General features: G+C 74.0%; 22 protein-coding genes. 9 read left to right on the top strand and 13 right to left on the bottom strand.

Going from position 1 to position 25,787, the window contains the following annotated elements; genetic code table 11:
- Positions 1 to 111: 111 nt before the first annotated feature.
- On the bottom strand, positions 112 to 864 hold the full coding sequence (locus tag IF19_RS0105750) for a polysaccharide deacetylase family protein (RefSeq protein ID WP_030113545.1): 753 nt from the start codon (positions 862 to 864) through the stop codon (positions 112 to 114).
- Positions 865 to 1,055: 191 nt separating this feature from the next.
- Positions 1,056 to 1,901 carry a lysozyme gene (locus tag IF19_RS0105745; protein WP_030113544.1) on the bottom strand — a complete coding sequence of 282 codons (846 nt, stop codon included), beginning with the start codon at positions 1,899 to 1,901 and terminating at the stop codon, positions 1,056 to 1,058.
- Between the two features lie 241 nt (positions 1,902 to 2,142).
- On the opposite strand from IF19_RS0105745, the gene IF19_RS0105740 reads away from it, so the two are divergent.
- Positions 2,143 to 2,625 (top strand): MarR family winged helix-turn-helix transcriptional regulator, encoded by a 483-nt coding sequence (locus IF19_RS0105740; RefSeq protein ID WP_030113543.1) that lies wholly within the window; start codon positions 2,143 to 2,145, stop codon positions 2,623 to 2,625.
- A gap of 98 nt (positions 2,626 to 2,723) precedes the next feature.
- Here IF19_RS0105740 and IF19_RS0105735 read toward each other — a convergent pair whose 3' ends face one another.
- Positions 2,724 to 3,518, bottom strand: a complete 795-nt coding sequence (locus IF19_RS0105735; RefSeq protein WP_030113542.1) for a hypothetical protein — start codon at positions 3,516 to 3,518, stop codon at positions 2,724 to 2,726.
- Between the two features lie 364 nt (positions 3,519 to 3,882).
- On the opposite strand from IF19_RS0105735, the gene IF19_RS0105730 reads away from it, so the two are divergent.
- From IF19_RS0105730 to IF19_RS0105710, 5 genes are read left to right on the top strand one after another with little or no spacing between them, the layout of a single operon-like run.
- Positions 3,883 to 7,170, top strand: coding sequence for a sensor histidine kinase (locus tag IF19_RS0105730; RefSeq protein ID WP_030276025.1), 3,288 nt, complete (start codon positions 3,883 to 3,885; stop codon positions 7,168 to 7,170).
- Entirely contained in the window at positions 7,167 to 7,646 is a 480-nt protein-coding gene (locus IF19_RS0105725; RefSeq protein WP_050490945.1) for a roadblock/LC7 domain-containing protein, read from the top strand. Before IF19_RS0105730 ends, IF19_RS0105725 begins: the two co-directional genes overlap by 4 nt.
- Entirely contained in the window at positions 7,643 to 8,059 is a 417-nt protein-coding gene (locus IF19_RS0105720) for a DUF742 domain-containing protein (RefSeq protein ID WP_030113539.1), read from the top strand. Before IF19_RS0105725 ends, IF19_RS0105720 begins: the two co-directional genes overlap by 4 nt.
- Positions 8,040 to 8,690 (top strand): GTP-binding protein, encoded by a 651-nt coding sequence (locus IF19_RS0105715; protein ID WP_030113538.1) that lies wholly within the window; start codon positions 8,040 to 8,042, stop codon positions 8,688 to 8,690. The genes IF19_RS0105720 and IF19_RS0105715 overlap by 20 nt, the downstream gene beginning before the upstream one ends.
- Before the next feature lie 42 nt (positions 8,691 to 8,732).
- Positions 8,733 to 9,968 carry a styrene monooxygenase/indole monooxygenase family protein gene (locus IF19_RS0105710; protein WP_030113537.1) on the top strand — a complete coding sequence of 412 codons (1,236 nt, stop codon included), beginning with the start codon at positions 8,733 to 8,735 and terminating at the stop codon, positions 9,966 to 9,968.
- 178 nt (positions 9,969 to 10,146) lie between these two features.
- Here IF19_RS0105710 and IF19_RS0105705 read toward each other — a convergent pair whose 3' ends face one another.
- The 6 genes from IF19_RS0105705 to IF19_RS1000000137580 all read right to left on the bottom strand — a co-directional run bounded on the left by IF19_RS0105705 (position 10,147) and on the right by IF19_RS1000000137580 (position 17,232).
- Positions 10,147 to 11,508: a C40 family peptidase gene (locus tag IF19_RS0105705; RefSeq protein ID WP_030121292.1), complete on the bottom strand. Its 1,362-nt coding sequence runs from the start codon at positions 11,506 to 11,508 to the stop codon at positions 10,147 to 10,149.
- A gap of 304 nt (positions 11,509 to 11,812) precedes the next feature.
- Entirely contained in the window at positions 11,813 to 14,638 is a 2,826-nt protein-coding gene (locus tag IF19_RS0105700; RefSeq protein WP_030276027.1) for an outer membrane protein assembly factor BamB family protein, read from the bottom strand.
- Positions 14,639 to 14,869: 231 nt separating this feature from the next.
- Positions 14,870 to 15,145 carry a hypothetical protein gene (locus IF19_RS0105695; protein WP_030113533.1) on the bottom strand — a complete coding sequence of 92 codons (276 nt, stop codon included), beginning with the start codon at positions 15,143 to 15,145 and terminating at the stop codon, positions 14,870 to 14,872.
- A 4-nt stretch (positions 15,146 to 15,149) separates the two neighbouring features.
- Positions 15,150 to 15,926 (bottom strand): TetR/AcrR family transcriptional regulator, encoded by a 777-nt coding sequence (locus tag IF19_RS0105690; protein ID WP_030113532.1) that lies wholly within the window; start codon positions 15,924 to 15,926, stop codon positions 15,150 to 15,152.
- 50 nt (positions 15,927 to 15,976) lie between these two features.
- The gene (locus IF19_RS0105685; protein ID WP_030113531.1) at positions 15,977 to 16,915 is read right to left on the bottom strand and encodes an AurF N-oxygenase family protein; all 939 of its coding nucleotides are present in this window, start codon (positions 16,913 to 16,915) and stop codon (positions 15,977 to 15,979) included.
- 173 nt (positions 16,916 to 17,088) lie between these two features.
- Positions 17,089 to 17,232, bottom strand: coding sequence for a hypothetical protein (locus IF19_RS1000000137580; protein ID WP_156095451.1), 144 nt, complete (start codon positions 17,230 to 17,232; stop codon positions 17,089 to 17,091).
- A gap of 30 nt (positions 17,233 to 17,262) precedes the next feature.
- Between IF19_RS1000000137580 and IF19_RS0105675 the strand changes: the two genes are divergently transcribed.
- The 3 genes from IF19_RS0105675 (at position 17,263) to IF19_RS0105665 (ending at position 20,548) form a co-directional block, all read left to right on the top strand.
- The gene (locus tag IF19_RS0105675) at positions 17,263 to 18,375 is read left to right on the top strand and encodes a ferritin-like domain-containing protein (RefSeq protein WP_030113530.1); all 1,113 of its coding nucleotides are present in this window, start codon (positions 17,263 to 17,265) and stop codon (positions 18,373 to 18,375) included.
- A 54-nt stretch (positions 18,376 to 18,429) separates the two neighbouring features.
- Positions 18,430 to 19,320 carry an ADP-ribosylglycohydrolase family protein gene (locus IF19_RS0105670; RefSeq protein ID WP_030276029.1) on the top strand — a complete coding sequence of 297 codons (891 nt, stop codon included), beginning with the start codon at positions 18,430 to 18,432 and terminating at the stop codon, positions 19,318 to 19,320.
- A 226-nt stretch (positions 19,321 to 19,546) separates the two neighbouring features.
- Positions 19,547 to 20,548, top strand: coding sequence for a hypothetical protein (locus tag IF19_RS0105665; RefSeq protein WP_030113528.1), 1,002 nt, complete (start codon positions 19,547 to 19,549; stop codon positions 20,546 to 20,548).
- A 193-nt stretch (positions 20,549 to 20,741) separates the two neighbouring features.
- On the opposite strand, the gene IF19_RS0105660 is transcribed toward IF19_RS0105665, so the two are convergent.
- From IF19_RS0105660 to IF19_RS0105645, 4 genes are all read right to left on the bottom strand, one after another.
- Positions 20,742 to 21,911, bottom strand: coding sequence for an amidase family protein (locus IF19_RS0105660; RefSeq protein WP_030113527.1), 1,170 nt, complete (start codon positions 21,909 to 21,911; stop codon positions 20,742 to 20,744).
- Positions 21,912 to 21,976: 65 nt separating this feature from the next.
- Positions 21,977 to 23,452 carry a peptidoglycan D,D-transpeptidase FtsI family protein gene (locus IF19_RS0105655; RefSeq protein ID WP_030113526.1) on the bottom strand — a complete coding sequence of 492 codons (1,476 nt, stop codon included), beginning with the start codon at positions 23,450 to 23,452 and terminating at the stop codon, positions 21,977 to 21,979.
- Positions 23,449 to 24,828, bottom strand: a complete 1,380-nt coding sequence (locus IF19_RS0105650; protein WP_030113525.1) for an FtsW/RodA/SpoVE family cell cycle protein — start codon at positions 24,826 to 24,828, stop codon at positions 23,449 to 23,451. The genes IF19_RS0105655 and IF19_RS0105650 overlap by 4 nt, the downstream gene beginning before the upstream one ends.
- Positions 24,829 to 25,272: 444 nt before the next feature.
- A complete protein-coding gene (locus IF19_RS0105645) occupies positions 25,273 to 25,779 on the bottom strand; it encodes an SH3 domain-containing protein (protein ID WP_030122158.1) in 507 nt (168 codons plus the stop codon).
- Between the last annotated feature and the right edge of the window lie 8 nt (positions 25,780 to 25,787).

Below are 25,787 nucleotides of genomic sequence, written 5' to 3'. Positions count from 1 at the left end.
TGCCCCGGGTGCGGCCCACGGGCGGTGGATCGTGCCCCGGGCGCGGCCCACGCGCGGTGGATCGCGCCCGGTACGACGCTCAGGGGCGGTGGATCGTGCCCCGGCCGTGGCTCAGGGGCGGTAGATCGTGCCCGGCTGCGGCTCGGCGGGGGCCATCAGCTCGGGGACGGTCACGAAGGTGTAGCCGTCCTTCTGGAGCGCGTCGATGATCCCGGGCACGGCCGGCACCGTGCCCTTATAGATGTCGTGGAGCAGGATGACGCCGTCCTTGCTCGCCTGGTCCACGATGCGCTCGCGGATCAGCGCGGAGTCGTTCGTCGCGTAGTCCTTGGCGGTGGCGCTCCACAGCACCTGGGAGAGCCCGAGGTCCTTGCTGATCTCGGAGACCGTGTCGTCGGTGCGGCCCTGCGGCGGGCGCATCAGCCGGGGCTTCCTGCCGGTGATCTTCTCGATGGCGACCTGGGTCCTCTCCAGCTCGGTCCGTATCGCGGCCGGGTCCTGGTCGGTGAGGATCTTGTGCGTCCAGGTGTGGTTGGCGACCTCGTGGCCCTCGTCCTCGATGCGCCGCACCACGTCGGGGTACTTGAGGACGTGGTGCTTGCCGAGCAGGAAGAAGGTGGCGTGGACCTTCTTCTCCTTGAGGATGTCCAGCAGCCGGGGAGTGTCCTTTCCCGGCCCGGCGTCGAAGGTCAGGGCGATGCACTTGGCCTTGCGGCAGTCCACCGGCCCGAACGTCCCCTTGGCGTCCGACGCCGCCTCCGCGCGTGCCGAGCCCGGGGCCGTCGTCTCCATCGAGCAGCCGCTCAGCGTCAGTGTGAGCGCTGTCACCAGCGCGGCGGTCAACCCGGTTCCGAACGACGGCATCTTCATGCTCGGCACGGCGCACCACTCCTCTGCGGGCAGGTATTTCGCACAGGTGTGCGGTAGTTCGATGACTATACCTAGGGTGTATACGCCTGGTTCATAGCGGGGTCCCGGCCACGCGGGACCCCCGGTGACCTGGGGAGCGGTCGCCGGGGGCGGCAAGGCGGGCGGGGTGAGCTGCCGATGCGGGGTCAGCCGTTGGCCAGGGCCCGCACGCGGTCGATCGCGCCGTTGAAGCGGTTGTGGTCGCCGACGACGGGGCCGGTGGAGGTGTACTGCCAGATCGTCTGGACGGGCCAGCCCGCGGGCAGTTCGCCGACCGTCGTGTTGTACCGCGCCACCCAGAGCGGGTTGGTGGCGCCGAAGCCCGCGTTGTTGCCCGTGCAGTCCTTCCACCAGCTCGTCGCCGTGTAGATGACCGCGTCGCGCCCGGTGCGGGCCCGGTAGGTGGTGGTGAAGTCGCGGATCCAGTTGACCATCCCCGCCTGGCTCAGCCCGTAGCACTGGGCGCCGTACGGGTTCCACTCGATGTCCAGCACGCCCGGCAGGGTCTTCCCGTCCCGCGACCAGCCGCCCCCGTTGTCCACGAAGTAGTTCGCCTGGGCGGCGCCGCTCGTGGTGTTGGGGGTGGCGAAGTGGTACGCCCCGCGGATCATGCCGATGTTGTACGAGCCGTTGTACTGCTGGGCGAAGGAGGTGTTCTTGTAGTACGTCCCCTCGGTGGCCTTCACGTAGGCCCACTTCACCCCGCTGTTCCACAGGGTGCCCCACGCCACGTTCCCCTGGTGGCTGCTGACGTCCACGCCCTCGGTCTGGACGACCCGGGAGTCGCGGGGCAGCCCGCCCTGGCCGTCGTGCTCGATGACGCCCTGGCCCATCCTGGCGGTGCCGCGCGAGGGGACGTCCTTCCCGGCGGGGGCGGCGGTGGCCGCGCCGGGCAGGGCGAGGAGGAGGGCGAGTGAGGTCAGGAGCGTTCCGGCGGCGGCGAGACGCGGGCGACGGGACGTGCGGGGCGTGCCGGATCTGTGCGCGGGCATGGGCGTGCCTCCGAGGTGGGGTGGTCGGTGCGCGGGGAGGTGCGGGACGCGCCTGTCCGGAGCGGTTACGGCGTGTCCATGTCATGTCTGTGAGCCAGACGCTACGCACGTAGACCCGGGGCGCGGAAGAGGGCCGGGACGCCGCCGTTGGTCTACTCCTGCGAAATACTGGCCGAGCTGCGGCGTTGGCCGTTCGCGGAAGAAACTTTCATCGGCAGGAAACCGTACGAGGGGTGCTGACGTGCGCGGGAGCGACAGCGGGCCGGAGCCGGACACGGCGCACGGACGTGGTGTGGACCAGGAGTTCCTGGCGCTGGAACGGGAGCTGGCGGTGTTCCTGCGCCGGGCACGGGCCACCTCGGGCGAGATGGCCCGCGAGGTCCACCCCGAACTGGAGCCCGCCGCCTACGGCCTGCTCGTCCGGCTGGAGGAGGCGGGCCGGCAGCGGGCCACCGAGCTGGCCGCCTACTTCGGCGTCGGCAAGGCCACCATGAGCCGCCAGCTGCACTCCCTGGAGAAGCTCGGCCTGGTGGCCCGCGAACCGGACCCGGCCGACGGCCGCGCCTGGCTCGTCCATCTCACCGCGGAGGGCCTGGACCGCTTCCGCGGCGTCCGGGACGCCCGCCGGGAGAGTTACGTGCGCCGGCTGGCCGGCTGGGACCAGACGGAGGTCGCCGAGCTGGCCCGGCTCCTGCACCAGCTGAACAGCCACGCGGAGGGCTGAGGCGGTCGGCCCGGCCACCGCCGGGCACCGGAAGAGGCCGGCGCCCGGCCCCGGGCCGCAGTCGCCGGCCTTCGCGGCGCACGGCCTCCGGAGGGCCGTCAGCCCAGCTCCACCAGCAGCGCCGTCGCGTCGTCGTGGGTCTTGGCGCGCCGCAGCCGTACGCGCCCCGAGGCGGCGTCGGCCGACTCCAGCTCCCGTACCCGGTCGATCAGCCCCCGCGGCCCCGCCTTCCGCAGCAGCCCCAGCGCGTCCGCCCAGTCGCCCTCGCCGAAGACCTCGGTCCAGCGGGTCGCCCCGTCCGAGAGCGCGGCGAGGGCCCGTACACCGGACACCGGGGTGCTGCCGGTCACCGCGCGTGACGCCACCGACGGATCGGCGGCGGCCGTGAAGAAGCCGCCCTCCTTGTTGCGCACCGTGGCGTCGGCGATCTCGTTCGAGGCCAGGGAGCCCGGCGGCAGCCGGTCCAGCCGGTCGTCGAGGACCGCCCGGACCGTGCCGTCGTACGCCTCCACCAGCAGGGCCGAATCGGACAGCACCAGGTGCTCGACGGTCTCCGCGCCCCAACGCGCCAGGACCACCGTCGCCTGAGGCGTACGCGCGTGAGAAAGCTCACAGGTGACCCGATGGGCGTCGGCTGTACGGGAGATGGCCTCCGCCAGAACCTCCGTCAGCGTCAGATCGGGTCGGGAACCGGACAGTTCCACCAGTGCGCCGCCCAGTCGCGCGGTGAACCAGGGAACCGAGTGCACACAACCGTCGTCCCCCGTCGGCGGGGTGACCCCGTCGAGCAGGACCAGCACACCACCCTGGCCGGAGGCTGGAAGGGCCCCGCAGACCCAGTCCTCGTTGGGGCGTTCGGGGCTGCCGGGCGCGGAGGCGAGTTCGATGCGCATGCCGCCAGTCTGCACGAGCCCTTCACCATCCCCGCACGCGGCCGAATATGGCCTGTAGCAGCAGGTCAAAGCGGCGCGCCGGACGGGCGGGAAGGGCCTCGGACCGGATGCGGGCGGGCATCCTGCCAAAGGCGGGGCGGAACTTCCACCCGGCGGTCCACGCATGGTCAGGGGCGCGGCTGGGGAGACTTGTTCGCCCGCTCAGGAGTGATGTTCACTCCTTCGAGTGGCGGAGCGGTTGATGCGCGCCCCCCTCTCAACAGCACTGGAATGGTCGGAAGCCGTACCAGGAGCGGGGCCCCCTTCCATGTGACCGTGCGTCACCTCTGCTTCAAGGGTGGACGAGTCAAGATTGCGAGCACCGGTGCAGAAGAAGCGGCCGCGGAGCAAGGGCACGACGCGCGACGGTTCCGGGGCGACGCCTCCGGCGCCCGGCGCGGACAAGCGGGCCGTGCGGGTGCGCAGCCGACTGGTCGCCGGGGTGGCCGCCGTCGGCGTCATCGTCGTGGGGGCGGGCGCCCCCGCCGTGTTCGCGGCCTCCGCCGACCTGACCGAGTCCCAGCGGCTCGCCACCCTGGCCGGGCTGAACCAGCAGGCCGTCACCCTCGGGCACTCCCTCGCCGACGAGCGTGACGCGGTCACCGCCTACATCGCCGGCGGCCGCGACGAGAAGGCCGAGGACGGCGACGCCGCGAAGAGCAGGGCCGCCCGCGCCACCCGCGTCGACCAGCAGATCGACGAGATCCACGAGGCCGCCTCCGCCTCCCTGCGCCGTGACCTCTCCACGGTCGCCTCCCTGCGCCGTGACGCCCTCACCGGGAAGGGATCGGCCCTGGAGGCGCACCAGGCGTACTCCGACGTCATCGCCAAACTGCACGGCATCGCCGCCGAGCTGGCCGGGAAGACCCCGCCGCGCGCCGGCGCCGACCGCGCCCCGCTCACCCTCGGCAGCGCCTCCGAACAGGCCGCCGCCACCCGCGGCCTCCTCCTCGCCGCGCTCGCCGTCCCGAGCCCGGAGCCGACGGCCCCGCAGACCGACCCGTTCACCGGGCTGCCCGTCCAGACCCAGGACGAGGACGACACCCGGGCCGGCCGCGAACGCGACGAGCTGAGCGCCGCCGCCCAGCAGGCCCGCGTACGGGAGCTGGCCGCGCTCGCCGACTTCGACCAGGCGGCGGACCCGGAGGCCCGCGACAAGCTCTCCGCCACCGTCACCGGCTCCGAGGTCAACAGCGCGGAGAAGTACCTCACCCGCCTCACCGACCGCCCCGAGCTGTCGCAGGCGGAGCGCCGGACCAACCCGAAGAAGCTGGAGGCCGCGCTCTCCGCCCGCGTCGACCGGATGCGCGGCGTCGAGTCCGCCCTGACCGCCGGCCAGGTCAGCGACCTGGAGGGACTGCGCGACGACGACGTCACCGCCCTCGAACTGTCCATCGCCCTGCTCGGCGGCTGCTTCCTGCTCGCGGTCGGCATCTCCACCGCCGTCGCCCGCAGCCTCACCCGGCCGCTCGCCGTCCTGCGCATCGGGTCCGCCCGGCTCGCCGAGGACCCCGCGAGCGCCGAACCGGTCCGCTACACCGGCCGCAACGACGAGTTCGCCCAGGTCGTCCGGTCGATGAACAGCCTGCACGACCGGTTCGTCACCCTGCACCGGGACGTCACCGGCCGGGTCGAGACCCTCACCGGCGAACGCGCCAAGCTGATCGAGGGCCGCCAGACCCTGGCCGCCCAGCGGACCGAACTCCAGGCGCACGTCAGCGAACTGGCCACCGAGCTGGAGCAGCTGCGCAGCACGGTCAACCACACCTTCGTCAACCTCTCCCTGCGCACCCTCGGCCTGGTCGAGCGCCAACTCGGCGTCATCGAGAGCCTGGAGGAGCGCGAGCAGGACCCGGAGCGGCTGGCCACCCTGTTCAAGCTGGACCACATGGCCACGGTCATGCGCCGGTACAGCGAGAACATGCTCGTCCTCGCCGGCGCGGAGCACGGCACCGGCCACGCCGGGCCGATCCCGCTGGTCGACGTGGCGCGGGCCGCCGTCAGCGAGATCGAGCGGTACGAGCGCGTCACCATCCAGTCGCTGCCGCCGCACGCCCAGATCGCCGGGTTCGCCGCCGACGACCTCAGCCACCTGCTGGCCGAACTCCTGGAGAACGCCACCGCCTTCTCGCCCCCGGACTCCCCGGTCGAGCTGTCCGGCTGGCTGCTGGAGAGCGGTGAGGTGATGCTCTCCGTGTCGGACGAGGGCATCGGCATGTCGGCGGTCCGGATGGGCGAGCTGAATGCCAGGCTGGCGGACCCGGCCTCGTTCGAGCCGGGGGAGCGGCACGTCGACGTGACCGGCTCCGGCCTCGGCCTCCAGGTCACGTCGTTGCTGGCCGCCCGGCACGGCGTACGGGTGCAGCTGCGCGAGCAGAAGGGGAGTGGTGTGACGGCCGTCGTCGTCCTGCCCGAGGCCCTGCTGCCCAACACCCTGCCCGCCGGTCCGCCGCCCGCCGTCCAGCTGCCGGGCGAGGCGCCCGCGCTCAACCTCCCGGGCTCGGTGGCCGAGGCCAACTCCAATGCCCTGCCGAGCCGTTCGGCGGCCTCGTCGGCGGCGCCCGCGCCCGTGCCGCCCGGTACGGAAGCGGACACCGCGACGCCGGAGAACGCAGCGACGGCCGAGCCCGCCCAGGACCCCGCCGAGGAGAACGCCCCCGAACCCGCCGTCGACCCCATGATCGCCGCGGCCGAGCGGACGCTGCGCGAGAAGGCGGCCGACGCGGACGCGGACGACGCGGACCCGGCGGCCACGGACGCCTCGGCCGCGGACCCGGCCGAGGAGCGCCCGGAAGCCACCGCCGTACGGGAGCGGGAGCAGTCCGGCGCCGAACCGGAGACCGACGCGGCCCCCGAGCGGGACTCCGAGGTCACGATGCAGGTCCGCCTGCCGAAGCCCCCCGCGCCCCCGGCCGACGAGACGGCCCACCCCGACGAGGCGGCGGCGCCCGACGTGACCGCGCCGTCCGGCGACCGGGCCGCACCGTCCGGGCAGCCCGGAACGTCCGGTGCCGCCCCCGCCGCCCCGGCGCCCTCCGACCCGTACGCGATCGGCCCCGACCGCCACGAGCGGCCCGCCGACACCGCCCCCGGCGGCCAGGACCCGGACGACGACCTCACCTTCCGTCCCGCCCCGCACGCGGAGGCGGCCGGCGCCCCCGCCCCGTACGCGGAGACCACCGGAGCCCCGTCCCCGCAGGCGGAGCCCGGCCCCGCGCCCGGCGAGACCGTTCCCGCCCCCCGCCGCCCGGTCACCGACAAGGGGCTGCCCAAGCGCACGCCCAACGTGGTCCGGCCGGACACGACGCCCGCCCCCGGGCGCACCGGAAGCCTCGACCGCGACGCCCTGCGCCGCCGGCTCGGCAGCTTCCACCGGGCGGCGCAGGAGGGCCGGCGCGACGTCGAGGCGGAGATCGCCGCGACCGGCGGCATCACCGTCGCCGAGCCCGGGGGCGTACCCGCCGGACGTACGGGGAACGAGACCACCGCACACGCCACGGGCGCCCCACACGGCGCACCGGACGCGCGCACCGCACCGAACGCCGCGACCGGCGGACGGGCGGACGGCCGGAACGATGAGACGGGGGACACAGTCGAGGAGGCACGCAGTTGACTGCGCCCAGCACATTCGGGCTGAGTACCGAGGCCCGTAACCTTCACTGGTTGCTGAGCAATCTCGTGGAGGAGGTGCCAGGGGTCCACTCGGTCACCGTCGTCTCGTCCGACGGCCTGATGCTGCTCTCCTCCGACCCCGGCCACCACGCCCCGGCGGCGGCAGGAACGGCGAACGGGCCCAAGGGCTCCAGCGCCGACCTGGCCACGATCGTCTCGGGCGTCGGCTCGCTGACGGTCGGCGCGGCCAAGCTGATGGACGGCGGCGGCGTCAAACAGACGATGGTCGCCATGGACGAGGGCAGCCTCTTCGTCATGTCGATCAGCGACGGCTCGCTCCTCGGCGTCCACGCCGCACCGGACTGCGACATGAGCGTCGTCGCGTACCACATGGCCCTCTTCGTCGGCCGGGCCGGACACGTCCTCACCCCCGAACTCCGCAGCGAGCTGCGCACATCGATGGAGAGCGCCCAGTGACGACCGCCGCCGCAGAACCCGCCCCCCGCCTCCCCGTCCGAGGAGCCGGCAAACGGCCCGCCCGGGTCCGCCCGTACTCCCTCACCGGCGGACGCACCCGGTTCGGGCACGTCCTGCTGGTCGAGACGTTCGTCGCCGCCCTCGAAGCACCCGACGAGCGCCGCGAGCTCACCAACGGCAACCTCGCCACCCGGGTCATGCCGGAGCTGCGCGCCATCGTCGAACTCTGCCGCCGCATGCGTACGGTCGCGGAGATCTCGGCCCTGCTGAAGATGCCGCTCGGAGTCGTCCGGGTGCTGCTCAGCGACCTGGCCGACCAAGGAAAGATCCGCGTGTACGGGTCCGGTCACGGCACCGGCCAGCCCGACCGCGCACTGCTCGAAAGGGTGCTCAATGGACTCCGCCGTCTCTGAGGCGCCGCTCTTCGCCCCGCGTCAGCCGGGGCCCCGGGTACAGGCCGACGAGTCCCCGCAGGCATGGCAGCTCGACCACACCCGCGCGCCCGTCGCCACCAAGATCGTGGTGGCGGGCGGATTCGGCGTCGGCAAGACGACGTTCGTCGGCTCCGTCTCCGAGATCACGCCGCTGCAGACCGAAGCGCTGATGACCCAGGCCAGCGAGGAGACCGACGACCTCTCCGCGACGCCCGAGAAGACCACCACCACGGTGGCCATGGACTTCGGGCGGCTCACGCTGGAGGACGACCTCGTCCTGTACGTCTTCGGCACCCCCGGCCAGCAGCGCTTCTGGTTCATGTGGGACGACCTGGTGCGCGGGGCGATCGGCGCGGTCGTCCTCGCCGACACCCGGCGGCTGGAGGACTGCTTCCCCGCGCTCGACTACTTCGAGAGCTGCGGACTGCCGTACATCGTGGCCGTCAACCACTTCGAGGGCACGCCCGGCTACGAGGCGGAGGACGTCAGGGAGGCCCTGACCGTACCCTCGCGGGTGCCGATAGTGATCATGGACGCGCGTAACAGGATCACGGTCGTCGAGTCGCTGCTGGCCCTGGTGGGCCATGCTCTCGACGTCACCCCCGCCTGAGAACGCGTACACCGCACCGATCACATACAACGGAGAGCCGCGATGCGGAAGATACTCATAGTCGGAGCCGGCCAGTCCGGGCTCCAGCTCGCCCTCGGGCTGCAGTCCAAGGGCTACGAAGTCACCCTGATGTCCAACCGCACCGCCGACGAGATCCGCACCGGCCGGGTCATGTCCACGCAGTGCATGTTCCACACCGCGCTCCAGCACGAGCGGGACTACCAGCTGAACTTCTGGGAGTCCCAGGCGCCGAAGATCGAGGGCCTCGGCGTCTCCGTCGCCGGTCCCGACTCCTCCCGTGTCATCGACTGGGTCGGCAAGCTGGACGGGTTCGCCCAGTCCGTCGACCAGCGCGTGAAGATGGCCGGCTGGATGGAGACCTTCGCCCAGCGCGGCGGGCAGCTCGTCATCCACGGGGCGGCCGTCTCCGACCTGGACTACTTCTCCCGCACCTACGACCTGGTGATGGTCTCGGCGGGCAAGGGCGAGCTGGTCTCCATGTTCGGCCGGGACGCGTCCCGTTCGCCGTTCGACGCCCCCCAGCGCGCGCTGGCCGTCGCCTACGTCCACGGCATGGGCCCGCGCCCGGAGCACCCGGAGTTCGACGCGGTCCGCTGCAACCTGGTGCCGGGCGTCGGCGAGCTGTTCGTGATGCCGACGCTCACCACCTCCGGCCGGGCCGACATCCTCTTCTGGGAGGGCGTCCCGGGCGGACCGCTCGACGCCTTCCAGGGCATCAAGGACCCCTCCGAGCACCTGGCGAAGACGCTGGAGCTCATGGAGCGGTTCACGCCGTGGGAGTACGCCCGCGCCACCAAGGTCGAGCTGACCGACGCCAACGGCACCCTCGCCGGACGCTACGCCCCCACGGTCCGCAAGCCGATCGGGCGGCTGCCCGGCGGCGGCCTGGTCCTGGGCGTCGCGGACGTCGTCGTGGCCAACGACCCGATCACCGGCCAGGGCTCCAACTCGGCGTCCAAGTGCGCCAACTCCTACCTGGACTCGATCGTCGGGCACGGCGAGAAGGAGTTCGACGCGGCGTGGATGCAGTCCACGTTCGACCGGTACTGGGACACCGCGCAGCACGTCACGAAGTGGACCAACGCGATGCTCGGCGCCCCGCCGGAGCACGTGCTGAACCTGATCGGCGCGGCCGGTCAGCTCCAGCCGGTCGCGGACCGCTTCGCCAACGGCTTCAACAACCCGGCGGACTTCGAGAACTTCTTCTACGACCCCGAGAGGACGAACGCCTACCTGGCCTCGGTCTCCGGCGGCTGACCGCCCGGCACCGCTCCGGCGGCCGGACCCCGCGCCGCCCCACCACCCGCCTCGGCGGCCGGACCCGCACCGCCGGTCCGGCCGCCGAGGCCGTTTCGGGGCCGGGGCCGGGGCAGAGGCCGGACCGGCGGTGCTACGGAGGCGGCCGGGCCCGGCCTCAGGCCGGGGCCGGCCGGTGTTACGGGGCGGCCGGGGCGGTGTCCGCGCTGTAGCCGGTGTCCGTGCCGGCGCGGGCGCCCTCGGGGAGGTCCGGGCGGGTGTACGTGGCGAGCGGGGCGGCGCCCGGGTCGGGGCGGACGGCCCCCAGCAGCGGGTTCGCCGCCAGGGGCGAGACCTTGACCTTCGTGCCGGGGCGGGGCGCCTGCACCACCAGGCCGTCGCCGATGTACAGCGCCACATGGGTCGCCTTCGGGAAGTAGACCACCAGGTCCCCGGGGCGCAGCGCGGAGAGCGGCACCCTCGGCAGGCGCTTCCACTGCTCCTGCGAGGTGCGCGGAATCGTCCGTCCCGCCGCCGACCACGCCTGGGAGGTGAGCCCGGAGCAGTCGAAGGAGTCGGGGCCCTCGGCGCCCCACACGTACGGCTTCCCGATCTGCCGGATCGCGTACGCCACGGCGTCCCCGCCCTGCCGGGTGGCCGGCCGGGTGGCGGAGAGCGCGCCGGAGGCCACCAGCTCGCGCTGGGCCCGGTCCACGCCCTTCTGTTCGAGGCCGGCGAGCTGGGCGATCTGCTCCTCGGAGAGCGTGGCGAGCAGCCCCTCGACCTCGCGCAGCCGCACGTTCACCGCGTCGCGCTCCCTCTTCTGCCGGGCGGCCAGCTTCTTCTGCTGGTCCAGCGCCTTGCGGGCGGCGGCGGCCAGCCGGTCGGCCCGCCGGGCGGCGCCGGTCAGCCGGTCCACCGTGGCGACCCGGTTGGCGGCGAGCCGCCCCACGACGTGGCTCTGGTCCAGGGCGCGCCGGGGATCGCGGGTCAGCAGCAGCCGGAGGTAGGCGGAGAACTCGGTGTGCCCCCGGTACTGCTGCCGGGCCAGCCGGCCCGCGTCGGCCCGGCTCGACTCCAGCGCCGCCCGCGCCTTCGCCAGGTCCGCGTCGACCTTCTTGAGCCGCGCGGTCCGCTGCTTCAGCTTCTCGGCGGTGGCGTTGTACGTCTCGCTCGCCTCCTCCGCCGTCCGGTAGCGGGTCTGCAGTTCGCGCAGGAGGGCGGCGACGCTCCTCGGCGCCTCGGGCGCGGCGAGCGCGGTCCCGGCGTCCACCTCCGCGGCGTCGGCCTCGTCGGCGTTGGAGCCCGGCTCGTCGGGGTCGGTTTCGTCGGGGTCCGCGCCGGGCTCCTCGGGGTCGGTTTCGTCGGCGTCGGACTCCGGCGTACCGGAATCGTCGGCGTCCTGTGTGTCGGCGGGCCCGGGGTCGGGGGCGTCGGCCGATGGCGCGGAGTCCCCGGGCGGTACGGGGTCCGGTACGGCGGGGACGGCGATGGCGGGGGAGACCGTGAGCGCCGCGGCCAGCGCGGCCGTGCAGACCGCGCGCAGGAGCCTGCCTGACACGACAACACCTCCAGGACGGAGACGCGGCCCGGCAACGGCCCCGTCCATCGATCGGCGAATCCGATCATCCGGTCATCCGACGCCGGGCGACGCAAGCACCGCGCGGCGTGCCGCCCGGGGAACGCCCGGACGGCGGCGGGGAGGGTGTGTCAGGCCCCGGAGGCATGCGTCCGGCCATGGAGCGGGCTTCGGGCCACCGGGAAGGAGACGGGTCAAGCCAGGAGGAACGGGGACCGGTCAGGCGCTGAGGGGGTGTTGCGGGCCACCGGCAAGGAGACCCGTCAGACCATGGGGCGGGAGCCCGTCAGGCCACCGGGAAGGCGTAGAAGCTCCGTTCGCGCTGAACGATCGCGGTCTTCCCCACGGTCAGCACCCGGTACGGCGCGCTCACCGTCGCCCCCTTGGGTTCGGCGGCCCCGATGTCCTGGAACTTCCACAGGCGTTCGCCGCTGTCCGCCGCGAACGCCGTGACCTGGACCGCGTCGGCGGCGATCAGCGTCTTCTCGCTGCTGCTCAGCGTGATGGCCGGAGCGTTCCCGGGGGCCGGGACCTCCGTCGAGCGACGCCACACGAGCCGGCCGCTCTCCCGCTCGACCGCGCCGACCGACTGGCTGCTCTCCGTGGTGTGGACCAGGGGTCCGGCGATCAGCGGGGTGCCGTACACCGAGCCCTCGGTGCCCTCGACGCGCCACAGCGGCTTCGCGGTGTCCGCCTCGAACGCCTCCAGGTCCGTGCCGACCGCCGCGTACAGCGTTCCGTCCTCGTCGCCCGCGGTGGCCGCCTCGGGGGTGGCCGCGCCGTACTGCTTGGTCCACAGCAGCTTGCCGGTCTTCTGGTCGAACGAGCGGACCGAGCCCTTCCGCTTCGCCGCCCTGACCTCCGCTGGTGTCAGACTGGCCGAGCGCTGCCGTACGAGGATGTCGGCGGAGCGCTCCGCGGCCACCCGGTAGGAGGGGGTGCCGGGCGCCCGGCCCGCCGGGACCGGGGTCCGCCACAGCTCCTTGCGCCGCACGATGTCGTACGCGAGGAAGAACGCCTCGGGGACCTGCTTGTCCTTCCCCTTCTTCTTGCCCTTCTTCGGCTTCGGGGCCTTCACGGTGACCGTGTGCGACGCGGTGAACCAGATGACCGGTCCGGAGGAGCCGGCCAGCGGACCCACGGCCAGGTCGTCGAAGGCTTCGGTGTAGCGCACGCGGTGCACGACCTTGCCGTCCTTCGGCGCCAGCCACAGGAACTCCGTCGGGCTCGACACGAAGACCAGGTCGGTTCCGGCGGCCAGCGCGGCCTGCCCCTTCGCGGCGTCCGCGCGCTGCCACCGCCGCTTCCCGGTCCGCAGGTCGACGGCGGCGGCCTGGCTCTCACCGGTCAGCACGAGGAGCTCGTCCTGCCAGACGGCGGCGGTCAGCGGAGGCGCCTCGGAGGCCGGGTGCGTGTAGGTCCAGCGCGGCTCGGGCGCCTGGCCGGGGAGCGTTCGGCGGGGCTTCGGGGCGGGCTTGTCGTCGGTCGCCGCCGCCGTCTCCCCGGACCCGAGCGCGGCCATCGCGCCACCGCCCACGACCAGGCCGCCGACGGCCGCCGCGGCGATCGTGAGCAGCGTCCGGCGGCTCGCGCCGGGATCGGGCGCGGGGGCCGGCGCGGGCGGCAGCGGCAGGGAGACCATCGGTCCCCCGCCGCCCGCCCCGGTCCCACCGGCCCCCGTCGGCAGCGCGGCGGCCGGGTACGGGGTGGGCCCGCCGTGCGGCGGGCCGGCCGGCGGTACGGAGCCGGGCGCGGCGTACGGGGCGGCGGGCGCGGCGTACGGGTGACCGGGCTGCGGTGCGCCACCGGGCGCGGCGGGGGCACTGTGCGCGGCGGGGGTGCCGGGCGCGGCGGGCGCTTGCTGTGCGGTCGGGGCGAGGGCGGGCGGCGGGGGAGCGACGGCCCCCTGTGGGAGCGCGAGCTGGGTCGTCGGAGTGTCGTTGCGGGGCGGGCGCGGCCCGGTGTTCAGGAACCGAGTGGTGCCCCGGTCCTCCCCGATGCCCCCGGGCCCGGCGGTCTCCGCACCGGGCGCCTCCTCCGCATCGAACGTCCCAGCCGCACCGGGCGCCCCGTCCGTACCAGGCGTCCCGTCCGTACCAGGCGTCCTGTCCGCACCGGGCGCCCCGTCCGTACCAGGCGTCCCATCCGCACCGGGCACCCTGTACGCACCGGGCGTCTCCACGCCCCCCGCCGCCGGGACCTCCAGCGCCCGTACCCGCGCCTCCTGGTCCGCGACCGCCGCCGCGAGCGGTTCGGGGAGCCAGCCACCCCGGGCCAGCCCCGCCGCGCCCTCCAACGCCAGCTCGGCGGCGACCGTGCCGGCGCTCGGGCGCTCGGCCGGGTCCTTCGCCAGGCAGCTCGCGATCAGCTCGCGCAACTCCTGCGGTACGCCGTCCAGTTCGGGCTCGTCCTCCGCGATGCGGCGGCTCGCCCCCTCGGCCGGCCCCTCCGTGAACGGGGTCGCCCCCGTCGCCGCGTACGCCAGCAGCAGCCCCAGGACGAACAGGTCGGACGCGGCGGAGACCTCCTCGCCCGCGATCTGCTCGGGCGTCAGATAGCCCAGCCGCACGGACAGCCGGTCCTCCGGGCCCGCTTCCGCCGAGGCGGCCGCGCCCAGCGGGCCGAACGCGGTGAGCCGGGGCCCGTCGGCGGCCAGCAGGACCGTGCCCGGGGCCAGTCCCTGGAGGGCGGCCCCGGTGGCGTGCACCCGGGAGAGCGTCTCGGCGATGCCCGCGCCCAGGACCCGTACGACCCTCTCGGGCAGCGGCCCGGCGATCCCGACCGCCTCGTCCAGCGGCAGCGCGGGGACGTAGCCCGCCGCCGTCCACAGCGGCTCAGGGCCGTCCCCGGGCGTCCCGGCCGCCTTGCCGGTCTCCAGCGGCGGGCTCACCCAGCCGCCCGCGAGGCGTTCGGCGGTGCGGGCCTCGGCCCGGAAGCGGCGGCTGAAGACGGGGACGGCCGCCAACTCGGGCCGGGCGGCGGTGACGAGGGCCGTCTCGCCGCTCGCGGTGTCCCGGGCCACATACCGTACGGCGCTCGCCTGTTCGTCGAAACGGGCCAGCGCGGTGAAGCGGCCGAAGCGGCGTGGATCGTCCTGACGCAGCGCCTCCATGGCGCACCCCCTTGTGACCGTTCGCGGCGACCGGACGGCCCGTCCTCCGGCACCTGACCGTCGATCTTAGGGCCTGTCTGACCATTCCCGTCGTCGCCCGTAGGGCGGCCGCGCGGCGTCAGGTGCGTGCTCTCGGCGTGCCGGCGAGAGTGCGTGCATGGCGTCGTGAGGCAGACGGGAATGGTCAGACAGGCCCGAGGGGGTGCGCCACGGAGGCGGTCCGCCCACCGCTCAGTCCTCGCGCGAAGGTTTCGACCAGGGCCACTTGAGGGGGCGGCGCTCACGGCCGCCGGGGGCGTACTCGTACACCCAGCCGCGCTGCAGGCCGAGCCGCCGGGTGTAGCCGGCCGGGACCCGCTGGTAGGCGTACACGGTGGCCGGTCCGCCGTCGGGGGAGGGCACCGGGACCTCGTACCACTTCGGCGGGTGGCCGGTCGGGCCCAGCAGGATCGGCAGGACCCGGCCGTCCAGGGGACCGCCGCGGAAAGGGGTGTTCTCGCTCTTCACCCGGTCAGTCTGACGCAGGGGCGGCGGGCAGCAGGTGTGCCGCCTCCACCACGACCGGAATCACTCGTTCCGCGAGCTGTCCGGCCGGCCCGGCGGACCGTTCCAGGGCCAGCAGGTCGTGGACCACCGTCGCGGTCTCCGGGTCGGTGGCCGCCGTCGCGGTGAGCAGGGCGATCAGATGGTCGACAAGCCAGCCGCGCAGTTCCGCCGCGGCCGGCTGCTTCCCGTCGTCCAGCCAGATCAGCGAGGCCGCCTCGACGGCCGCGATCCAGCTGCGGACCATCATCCGCAGCCGCGGCCCGGCCGGCTTCTCCCCGGTCCCGCCCATGCGGCCGAGGTGGCGCAGGATCTCGTCGGCCGCCGCCCGGCGCACCCCGTCGACGATGGTCGTGGTCCGGGAGGTCTCCACCACGCTGCCGCCGCGCAGCAGCGCGCTGAAGCCGGTGTCGTGCTCGTCCACGAAACGCAGATAGCGGTCGAGGACCCGGGCGACCCGCTCGGTCGGCGGACCGGTCTCGGGTTCGGTGAAGCACTGCGTCAGCTCGTCGGCGGCCGAGCCGAGCGCCGCCTCGTACAACTGCTGGCGTCCGCCCGGGAAGTAGCGGTAGACCAGCGGCCGCGACACCCCGGCCGCCACCGCCACCTCGTCGAGCGAGACCTCGTCGGGCGCCCGGTGGGCGAAGAGGCCGAGGGCGGCGAGGAGCAGCTGCGCGCGGCGCTCCTCGACGCTCAGCCTGCGGTACGTCGCCCGGGGCGGCGGGACTGCGGCGGTGGAGGTCATGCCTTCGACCCTAAGGCCCCGGGGTCCCGCGCCGGTCGGCAGCACGGGTTTCAGGCCAGCAGCCCGGAGGCCCGCCACAGCCGCCGGCTCACGCCGTTCAGCAGCCCGATGTCCTCGAAGAAGTCGGTGAGCCGCTTGGCCCCGGTCTGCATGATCTCGGCGCGGTGGCCGCTGGCCTTCACCTGGGCGACGGCCTCGCGGCGGTCCAGGCCGACGTTCGCGTACACCTGCGGGTTCACGAAGCAGACCGAGAAGACGCGGGCCGCCTCGGCGCAGCTGACCTTGGTCAGTTCGCGTTCCCAGCGCGGGGCGGTCACCATCTGGCGGCGCAGCTCCTCCCGGGCGTACCGGACGTGGCGGGCCTCCTCGATCACATGGATACGGGTCACCCCGCGCACCACGGTCTGCACCCGCTCGTCCGGGAAGGTCAGGCGCTGCATCCAATCGAGGATCTCCTCGCCGAGCAGGGTCGAGGCGAACGAACCGGGCGTGGTGGAGACGGTCTTCAGGACCCGCGCCAGATTGTGGTAGACGCGCGGCACCGGATACGTCGGGGCGCCGCCCCAGTCGATCATGCGGCCGAACATCATCGAGTGGCGGCACTCGTCGGCTATCTCGGTGAGCGCGTAGCGGACGTGGTTGCTGGTGACGGGCTTGTCGTAGACGTGCCGCACCAGCAGCTGCATGAGGATGATCTCGAACCAGATGCCGAGCGAGGCGAGCGCGGCGCCCTCGTGGCGGGAGAGGTCGAGGCGCTGCTCCTCGGACATGCGGTCCCACATCGGGGTCCCGTACAGCGACAGCAGCTCCGGCGGCCAGAACCACTTGCCCTCCTCGACCGCGGAGTCCCAGGCGATCTCGGTGTCGGGGTCGAAGGAGTGCTTGGCCGACGATTCGAGCAGCCGCAGGGCGACCTGTTCGCGGTCGCGGAGCGGGCCGAGCGCGTCGCGGAGCAGGGTCACATCGCGAGCGGTGGCGGGCGGCGTCATGGCGGGAGCACCTCACACAGTGGGTTGCCGGGCCTGGGTGTTACCGGCGGTCACTCTTTATGAGACTGCCTGTCAGCAATGGGCGTCAATCCCCTGTGCACAACTGTGTGCGACTTGTTGACCCGGCGTCTACCAGCGTGTGAACCTGCCGGGGAGGCGGCCGGTGTGCCCGTTCAACTGGCTGCTGCGCCAAGGAACTTGTCGATCCCGGTGATCCTGCCGATCCCTCTGATCTCTCCGATCTTCCCGGTCTTCCCGATCTCTCCGGTCTCTCTGATCTTCCCGCTCTCTCCGATCTTCCCGACCCCGCTGATCACGTCGAGCTGTTCGAGGCGAAGGAGCCGTCCGTGTCCACACACGACCTGTACACCAGCCCGCCCGTCGAACCGATCTGGCAGGTCCCCGCCACCGGAGCCGCCCGCTTCAGCTGGGACTACGACGACGGGCGCGAACGCCTCCTCGCCCTCTACCAGAAGGGCAAGGACAAGCAGTGGGACGGCAACAAGCGGATCGACTGGTCGCTGGAGGTGGACCCCACCGACCCGCTCGGCACCCCCGACGAAGCCCTCACGCTGTACGGCACCCCGCACTGGGCGAAGATGACCGAGAAGGACAAGGGCGAGCTGCGCAAGCACTACACCTCCTGGCAGTTCAGCCAGTTCCTCCACGGCGAGCAGGGCGCGATGGTGTGCGCGGCGCGCATCGTGGAGTCCGTACCCGACCTGGACGCCAAGTTCTACTCGGCCACGCAGACCATGGACGAGGCCCGGCACGCCGAGATCTACGGGCGCTTCCTGCACGAGAAGGTCGGCATGCTCTACCCGGTCAACGACAACCTCCAGGGGCTGCTGGGCGACACCCTGCGCGACTCCCGCTGGGACATGCCCTACCTCGGGATGCAGGTCCTCATCGAGGGGCTGGCGCTGGCCGCGTTCGGGATGATCCGCGACACCACGACCAAGCCCCTGCCCAAGCAGATCCTCGCGTACGTCATGCAGGACGAGGCCCGGCACGTCGCCTTCGGACGGATGGCGCTGCGCGACTACTACCGGCAGTTGAGCGACGCCGAACTCCGGGAGCGCGAGGAGTTCGTCATCGAGGGCTGCTACCTGATGCGCGACCGGCTCAGCGGCGTCGAGGTCCTGGAGAACTTCGGCATCGGCAAGCAGGAGGCGAAGGACCTCTCGGAGCACTCCGAGTTCCTCCAGCTCTTCCGCAAGCTCCTGTTCAGCCGGATCGTCCCGTGCGTCAAGGACATCGGCCTGTGGGGCCCGCGCCTCCAGCAGGCGTACGTCGACATGGGCGTCCTCGAACTCGGCGACTCCAACCTCGACCTGCTGATGTCGCAGGACGAGGAGATAGCCGAGGCGCTCGACCGCGAACGCTTCGCCGCCGAGGAGGAGTCCCGGGTGGCGGAGGTCGCGGAGGCGATCGAGCAGGGCGCGGCGGACGCCGCCTGACAGGCCGACCGATAACGGATGTACGCCGCCGGGTCCGGCGGCCAGGATGGCGGGATGACGACGAACCCGTCCGCCGCCGGCCGCGCCGCCGCCCGCCGCAGTCTCGAAGCGCTCGCGCTGGGCGACTCGTTCGGGGAGCGGTGGTTCCCGCTCTTCCGCGAGCCCCGGCGGGCCGCGAACGAGATCCGGGACCGCCGCACCCCGGCCGAGCCCCGCTGGCACTGGACCGACGACACGGCCCTGGCGCTGGCCCTGAACCGCTCCCTCGACGAGCACGGACACGTCGACCAGGACCATCTGGCGCTCTGCTACGCCCTCGCCTTCGACGCGGACCGGGCGCGCGGCTACGGCCACGGCATGCACCTCCTGCTGCCCCGGTTGCTGGACGACCCGGCCGCCTGGCGGACCCTGGCCCCCGAACTCTTCGACGGCGGCAGCCTCGGCAACGGCGCCGCCATGCGGGTCGCGCCGCTGGGCGCCCGGTTCCACGCGGACCTGGACCTCGTCGCGGCGCAGGCCGTGCTCTCGGCGGAGGTCACCCACGCGCACCCGGACGGCATCGCGGGCGCGGTGGCCGTCGCGGTGGCGGCGGCGCTCTCGGCCCGCGGCGGACTCGACCTGGGCGCGGTCGCGGACCGTACGCCCGAGGGGCCGGTACGGGACGGGGTCCGGCGCGCGGCGGCGACCCCCTTCACCACGCGGCCGTGGCAGGCCGCGGACCTGCTCGGCAACGGGCAGCGCATCCGGGCCGACGACACCGTGCCCTTCGCGCTGTGGACCGCGGCCCGGCACCCGGACGACCTGGAGGCGGCGCTCTGGGCGACCGCGGAGGGGCTCGGGGACGTGGACACCACGTGCGCGATCACCGGCGGCGTGGTCGGAGCGGCGACCGGGACGGCCGGGGCGCCGGAGGACTGGCTGCGCAGGTGCGAGCCGCTGGGGTGAGGGGCGTCGGCGGCCGGGGGCGGGGCGCGGCCGGGAGCGGGGCAGGGCGCGGCAGGCGGGTGGCGGTGCGCGGGGCAGGGTGCGGCAGGCGGGTGGCGGTGCGCGGGGAGCGGGCGGTGGGGAGAGGCCGCAAGGGATCCCGGACCGCGCCCGGCGGTGCTCTCGACCTGGTACCGATCCGGTCCGCGTCGAAACTCCGTTCGCCGCCGTGTCGTACCGTGAGCCCATGACCACCCCGCCGCACCCGCCGCAGGGCCCGTACGGGCCGCAGAACCCGCAGGACCCGTACGGCCCGCCGACCGCGGCCCCGGGGCCCGTGCCGCACCAGCAGCCCTACGGCTACCCGCAGCCTCCGTCGCAGCCCGCCCCGCCCCCGCAGGACGGCTGGGGCCACCCCGGGCCGCAGAGCCAGGAGGGCGGCGGCTGGGGCGAGCCGGGCCCGCAGGCCCAGCCCGGAAGCGGCTGGGATCAGCCGGGTCCGCCGGCCGAACCCGCGAGCGACTGGAGCCGGCCGGACCCGCCCGGTGCCGACGGTGCCTGGGGGCAGCCGGGCCCGCAGCCCGGGGCCGGTGGCTGGCCTCCCCAGAACCCGCCGCCGCGCAGGAAGCGGACCGGGCTGATCGTCGGGATAGCGCTCGGCGCGATGGTGGTGGCGGGCGGCATCGCCTTCGGCGTCGCCCAGCTCGCCGACAAGGGCAGCGACCTCGTGTACCCGAAGGCGGAGTACCGCCTCGTCGTGCAGAAGCAGCTCTTGGACGGCGAGTTCACTCTCGGCGACGACCTGTCGGAGACCGAGGGCAAGGAGATCGAGGAGACCCCCGACGTCAGCATCCGGGACGCCGAGGCGGTCGTCGCCCACTACACGTCCGGGGAGGGCGGGGCGCTGATCCTCTCGGGGATGTACGGGCGTCTGGCCAGCCCCGACCTCATGCGCGGCACGATCATGGAAGGCGCGGCGGACGCCGAGGACGGCAAGCTCGTCGTACCCCCCAAGGAGTTCAAGCCCCGGGGGTACGACATCGTGATCGAGTGCCAGGTCGTCCAGTCGAAGAAGGCAGGCGTCGTCGCCAACGTCCCCATGTGCGCCTGGGCCGACGGCAACACCGCCGCGATGATCGCGCTCATCCGCGCCGGGGACGTGACCAAGGACGCGAAGTCCCTCGACCTGGCGGCGGCCGCGGAGGAGACCGCCAAGGTTCGCGAGGAGGCCCGCAAGCCGCTCGGCTGAGCCCGGACGCCGGGTTCGGCCCACCTGGCCGGGCCCACACTCGGCCGGGCCCGACGCTCGGCCGGCCGCCGGCCGCCACCGCCGGTGGTCAGCCGCCTGCCGCCCGCCCGGCCGGGCCCGACGCTCGGCCGGACGCGCACCGCCGCCCACCCCGGCCTCCTCCGCTTCCGCCGGGACCGAGGGCCGCTGACGGTCACTGCTCCCCGGCGCCCGGCGGTCTCCGCGCGGCGGGCAGGGCGTCCTCCAGCGTGCGGGCCGCGGCGACCAGCCGCAGGTCCCCGCCGTGCGGGGCGACCACCTGGAGCCCCACCGGGCAGCCGTCCGCGGTGAAGCCGGCGGGCAGGCTCGCCGCCGGGTGCCCGCTCAGGTTGAACGCCCAGGTGAGCGCCGTGGAGTAGAGGTCCCCCGGGCCCTCGTGGCCGTGCGGCCGGTTCGGGGTGGCCGGGGTCAGCAGCAGGACCCCGCCGCCGAGGAGCGCCGCCAGCCGCTCGTCGTTCGCCCGCCGCACCCGCACCGCCGCCGGGTCGTCCGGCGCCCCGCCCCGTACCGCCGTCCAGGCGTCCACCGGGTCCAGCAGCCCGGCGTCCCGCTCCAGCAGGCGTACGGTCCCCGCCGCGACGAGCCGGTCCACCGCCGCCCGGACGACCGCGGCCACCTCCGGGTCCACCGCGGCGAACCCCAGGTCGTCGCTGTACACGACGGGCAGCGGCAGCGCGGGCGAGCCCGGCCACGACCCGGCCGGCCCCGGCCGGGCCCCGGCCGGGCGCGACGGAACGCTCTCCGGGGCGGCGGGCTCCCCGCCGTCCTCCAGTACGTGCCGCAGCCACCGTTCCGCCTCCGCGGCCGACCGGGCCAGCACCCCCGCCGAGGCCAGCCCGGACCGGTCGGGGGAGGGCAGCAGCCCGTTCGTCGTCTTCAGCCCGAACACCCCGCACCAGGCGGCCGGAATGCGGACCGAACCGGCCCCGTCGCTGCCCGTCGCCACGTCCGCCATGCCCGCCGCCACCGCGACCGCCGCCCCGGCCGACGAACCGCCCGGCGTACGGTCCGCCCGCCACGGGTTGACCGTACGGCCGCCCGCACCCCGCCCCCACGTCTGCCAGTGCGTACCGGGACCGGGCACCGAGGTAGCGCCGACCGGGACGCCGCCCGCCGCGAGGAGCCGGCGGGCCGCGTACGACCGGATGCCGGTGGGGCCCTTCACCGCGAACGGCCGCCCGCCGAGGGGGAGTCCGCGCGCCACCGCCTCCCGCTCCCGGTCGAGCGCCTCCCGCGGCCAGACCTCGATGAACGCGTGCAGCGCCGGATCGAGCCGCTCGATACGCTCCAGGGCCCGAGCCACCGGGGAGGTCGTCCGTGTCATGCGCCCAGTCTGCCCGGACCCGCCGCACGCGCCCCAGGGGCGGCCCCCGGGTAGCCCCCGGCGTATCAGCGCCCCGCGTCCTCCTCCTCGTCCAGCGCCGCCTCCATCACCGCCCGCGCGATCGGGGCCGCGCTGCCGCCGCCGCTGATGTCGGCCCGGTCGGCGGACGCGTCCTCCACGACCACCGCCACCGCCACGGACGGGCGTCCGGAGCCGGGGGCCTGGGCCCAGGAGATGAACCAGGCGTACGGCAGGCCGGAGTTGTCCACGCCGTGCTGGGCGGTGCCGGTCTTGCCGCCGACCCGCACCCCGTCGATCGCCGCGTTGGACCCGGTGCCGTTCTCCACCACCTCCACCATCATCCGCTGGAGCTGCACCGCCGTCGACGGGTTCATCGCCCACTGGGACGCGCCCGCCCCCTCCTGCCGGACCGTGTCCCCGTCGTCGGTCGTCACCCGGTCCACCAGATGGGGGCGGCGCAGGTCCCCGCCGTTGGCGACCGCCGAGGCGACCATCGCCATCTGGAGCGGGGTCGCCGTCGTGTTGAACTGCCCGATCGAGGACAGCGCGAGCTGGTCGTCGCTCATGTCCGTGTCGAAGTTGCTCCGCGCCACCCCGGAGGGGACGCGCAGCCCGTCGTCGTTGAACCCGAACTTCCGCGCCGCCTCCACCATCCCGTCCAGGCCCACCTCGACACCCAGGTGGGCCATGACGGTGTTGCAGGAGACCCGGATCGCGTCCGCCAGGGACGCCTCCTCGCAGCCCCGCGCCTCGTTGGGCAGCGTCGTCCGCGTCCCCGGCAGGACATACGGCGACGGGGTGTCCGTGGCGGCTGAGGGGTCCGTCACCGTCCGGGAGTCCAGGGCGGCCGCCGCCGTCACGATCTTGAAGGTGGAGCCCGGCGGATAGGTCTGCCGGATCGCGCGGTTCAGCATCGGCATGGTCGTGGACGCGTTCAGCCGCCGCCAGGCGTCGGCCACCGCCGGCCCGGTCCCGGACAGCCGCTCGGGGTCGTACGACGGGGTCGAGACCAGCGCCAGGATCGCGCCCGTCGACGGGTCCAGGGCGGCGACCGCGCCCCGCCGCCCCCGCAGTCCCTCGTACGCGGCCCGCTGCATCGACGCCCTGACCGTGGTGACGACGTCGCCGCCGGGCTGGCGGCCGCGGGTGAACTCGTTCCAGAAGGGCAGCGGCGCCAGCAGCGGGTCCGTCCCCGAGAGCACCTCGTCCTCGGCGTTCTCCAGCAGCGTGGTGCCGTACGTCTGCGAGGCGTAACCGGTCACCGGCGCGTACAGCGGGCCGTGCGGATAGGTGCGTTCGAAGCTGAGCCGCTCGCCGGTCTCCCTGTTCCCGGTCACGGGCCGGCCGTCGACCAGGATGTTCCCGCGCGGCTGGTCGTAACGGGCGATCGTGGCACGGCGGTTGGCCGGATTCGCATCCAGCTCGTCGGCCTCGAAGACCTGCACCCGGGCCGCGTTCACCAGGAGCGCCACCAGCAGCAGCAGACAGAAGGCGGCGGCCCGCCGGATGTGGCGGATCACCGGTCCGCCTCCCCGGCCGCCGCGACGGTCCCGGTCTCCACCTGCTCCGGAGGGGGCCGCCGGGCGAAGTCGCTGACCCGGATCAGCAGTGCCACGATGATCCAGTTGGTGACGACGGACGAGCCGCCCTGCGCCAGGAACGGCATCGCCATCCCGGTCAGCGGGATCAGTCCCATCACCCCGCCCGCGATGACGAACACCTGGAGGGCCAGGATCGACGCCAGGCCGATCGCGAGCAGCTGCCCGAACGGGTCGCGCAGGGCGAGCCCGGCCCGGTAGCCGCGTGCCACGAGCAGCGCGTACAGCAGGAAGATCGCGGACAGTCCGGCGAGCCCCAGCTCCTCGCCCGCCGTCGCCAGGATGAAGTCGGACTTGGCGGCGAAGCCGATGAGGATGGAGTGGCCGGCCCCGAGCCCGGTCCCCAGCATCCCGCCCGCCGCGAACGCGAACAGCGACTGGGCGAGCTGGCCGGGCCCCCGCCCCGCGTCGATCGAGGCGAACGGGTCGAGCCAGTCCTGCACCCGGCTGTGCACATGCGGTTCGAAGGAGCCGACGACGAACGCCCCGACGGCGGCCAGCAGCAGCCCGACCGCGATCCAACCGGTCCGGCCCGTCGCCACGTACAGCATGATGACGAACAGTCCGAAGAAGAGCAGCGAGGTGCCGAGGTCGCGTTCCAGCACCAGCACCCCGACGCTCAGCAGCCAGATCGCCACGATCGGCCCGAGCACCCGCCCCGAGGGCAGTTGCAGCCGCCACACCCGGCGGCCGGTGTACGCGAGCGCGTTGCGGTTGGCGGCCAGGTAGGCGGCGAAGAACACCGCGAGCAGGATCTTCGCGAACTCGCCGGGCTGGAAGGAGAGTCCGCCGATCCGGATCCAGATCTTGGCCCCGTTCACCGCCGGGAAGAAGATCGGCACGGTCATGAGCACGAGCGCGGCGGCCACCGCGAGGTACGCGTACCGCTGGAGCACGCGGTGGTCGCGCAGCAGCAGGACGACCGCCGTGAACAGCGCGACGCCGAGCGTTGACCAGACGAGCTGGGTCGGCGCGGCCTGGTCCCTCGGCGTCTCCAGGTCGAGGCGGTAGATCAGCACCAGCCCGAGCCCGTTGAGCAGTACGGCGATCGGCAGCAGCAGCGGATCGGCGTACGGGGCCCGGAAGCGGACCGCGACGTGGGCGAGCAGCGCGAGGGCCCCGAGCCCGCTCCCGTATCCGGCGACGTCGGGCGGCACCGCCCCGTCGTGGGCCAGGCCGACCGCCGCGTAGCCGTAGACGGAGATGAGCACGGCCCCGACGAGGAGGGTCAGCTCCACCCCGCGCCGCTTGGGCAGGCGGAGCTCGGGCGGGGGAGCGTCCGCCGTCGTTGCGGTCATGCCCCGCAACGTAGCAAGAGGTGTGCGGTATTTCCCTTATGTCACACCATTGCCGATGTCGCGGGCGCCCCGCCGGTGCGCCCGGGGGATGCGGCGTCCGGGGCGGCGTGTACGGCCGGACCGTGTGCCCGCCCCGCGTCCACGGTCGGATCGCGTACGGCCGGGGGATCGGGTGCCCGCACGCGCGAAGGGCCCACGCGCGAAGGGCCCACGCGCGGGCGGGCGCCCACGTGCGCCCGCCCGTGGAGCACGCGGCTGCGGGAGCCGGGCCGCACGGGCGGGCGGGTGGAAACGGAGCGGGCGCGTCACGCGGCGCCACGCGTGACGCGGACCGCGCGCGTCACGCGTGACGCGGACCGCGCGCGTCACGCGGCGTCGCGAGAGACGCGAAGCTCGCGGGTCACGCGGCGTTGCGAGTGACGCGGCGCTACGAGTGACGCGGGGTCAGCACGTCTGCGGGGCGGAGCCGATGTTCTCGATGTAGCGCGCCGAACCCCAGGCCCAGGTGCCGTCGCTCAGGAGGTACCAACGGTTGTTGCCGTCGACGTTGTCGCCCGTGGTCTTGCAGAAGATGCTGACGACCGTGCCGTAGTCGACCGAGCCGACGACGCGGCTGCTGCGGGTCGGCTTGTCGCGGAGCAGCAGGTACGGCTTGGCGATGACGCGGCCCTTGTAGGTCCGCTTGGGGGCGGCGGGCTGTGCCTGCGACTGCCCCTGCTTCTGCGCCTCCTCGCGGGCCTTCTGCTGCCGCGCCTCGTGCTCGCGCTGCATCGCCGAGGCGGACAGCTCGTCGGACGCCGGGTCCGGAGCGGACGCCTCCGCGCGCTGGCCGACGGGCTGGGGGTCGGCCGCCACCGCGGCGGGGGCGGCGGCGGTCAGCGCCGCGATGGCGCCGGTGGCGACGCAGAGACCGAGCCGGCGGAGCCGCGAGGGGCGGGACAGGGGGGACATGCTGCCTC

It is taken from the genome of Streptomyces californicus, assembly GCF_000717645.1.
Classification (GTDB): domain Bacteria; phylum Actinomycetota; class Actinomycetes; order Streptomycetales; family Streptomycetaceae; genus Streptomyces; species Streptomyces californicus.
This window is presented reverse-complemented; position numbering and strand designations above follow the sequence as displayed.

Excerpts from the sequence above, each read along its gene's own strand:
- IF19_RS0105750 (WP_030113545.1), bottom strand. The coding sequence starts at position 864 with ATGCCGTCGTTCGGAACCGGGTTGACCGCCGCGCTGGTGACAGCGCTC.
- IF19_RS0105745 (WP_030113544.1), bottom strand. The coding sequence starts at position 1,901 with ATGCCCGCGCACAGATCCGGCACGCCCCGCACGTCCCGTCGCCCGCGT.
- IF19_RS0105735 (WP_030113542.1), bottom strand. The coding sequence starts at position 3,518 with ATGCGCATCGAACTCGCCTCCGCGCCCGGCAGCCCCGAACGCCCCAAC.
- IF19_RS0105715 (WP_030113538.1), top strand. The coding sequence starts at position 8,040 with ATGGACTCCGCCGTCTCTGAGGCGCCGCTCTTCGCCCCGCGTCAGCCG.
- IF19_RS0105710 (WP_030113537.1), top strand. The coding sequence starts at position 8,733 with ATGCGGAAGATACTCATAGTCGGAGCCGGCCAGTCCGGGCTCCAGCTC.
- IF19_RS0105700 (WP_030276027.1), bottom strand. The coding sequence starts at position 14,638 with ATGGAGGCGCTGCGTCAGGACGATCCACGCCGCTTCGGCCGCTTCACC.
- IF19_RS0105690 (WP_030113532.1), bottom strand. The coding sequence starts at position 15,926 with ATGACCTCCACCGCCGCAGTCCCGCCGCCCCGGGCGACGTACCGCAGG.
- IF19_RS0105685 (WP_030113531.1), bottom strand. The coding sequence starts at position 16,915 with ATGACGCCGCCCGCCACCGCTCGCGATGTGACCCTGCTCCGCGACGCG.
- IF19_RS0105670 (WP_030276029.1), top strand. The coding sequence starts at position 18,430 with ATGACGACGAACCCGTCCGCCGCCGGCCGCGCCGCCGCCCGCCGCAGT.
- IF19_RS0105665 (WP_030113528.1), top strand. The coding sequence starts at position 19,547 with ATGACCACCCCGCCGCACCCGCCGCAGGGCCCGTACGGGCCGCAGAAC.
- IF19_RS0105660 (WP_030113527.1), bottom strand. The coding sequence starts at position 21,911 with ATGACACGGACGACCTCCCCGGTGGCTCGGGCCCTGGAGCGTATCGAG.
- IF19_RS0105650 (WP_030113525.1), bottom strand. The coding sequence starts at position 24,828 with ATGACCGCAACGACGGCGGACGCTCCCCCGCCCGAGCTCCGCCTGCCC.
- IF19_RS0105645 (WP_030122158.1), bottom strand. The coding sequence starts at position 25,779 with ATGTCCCCCCTGTCCCGCCCCTCGCGGCTCCGCCGGCTCGGTCTCTGC.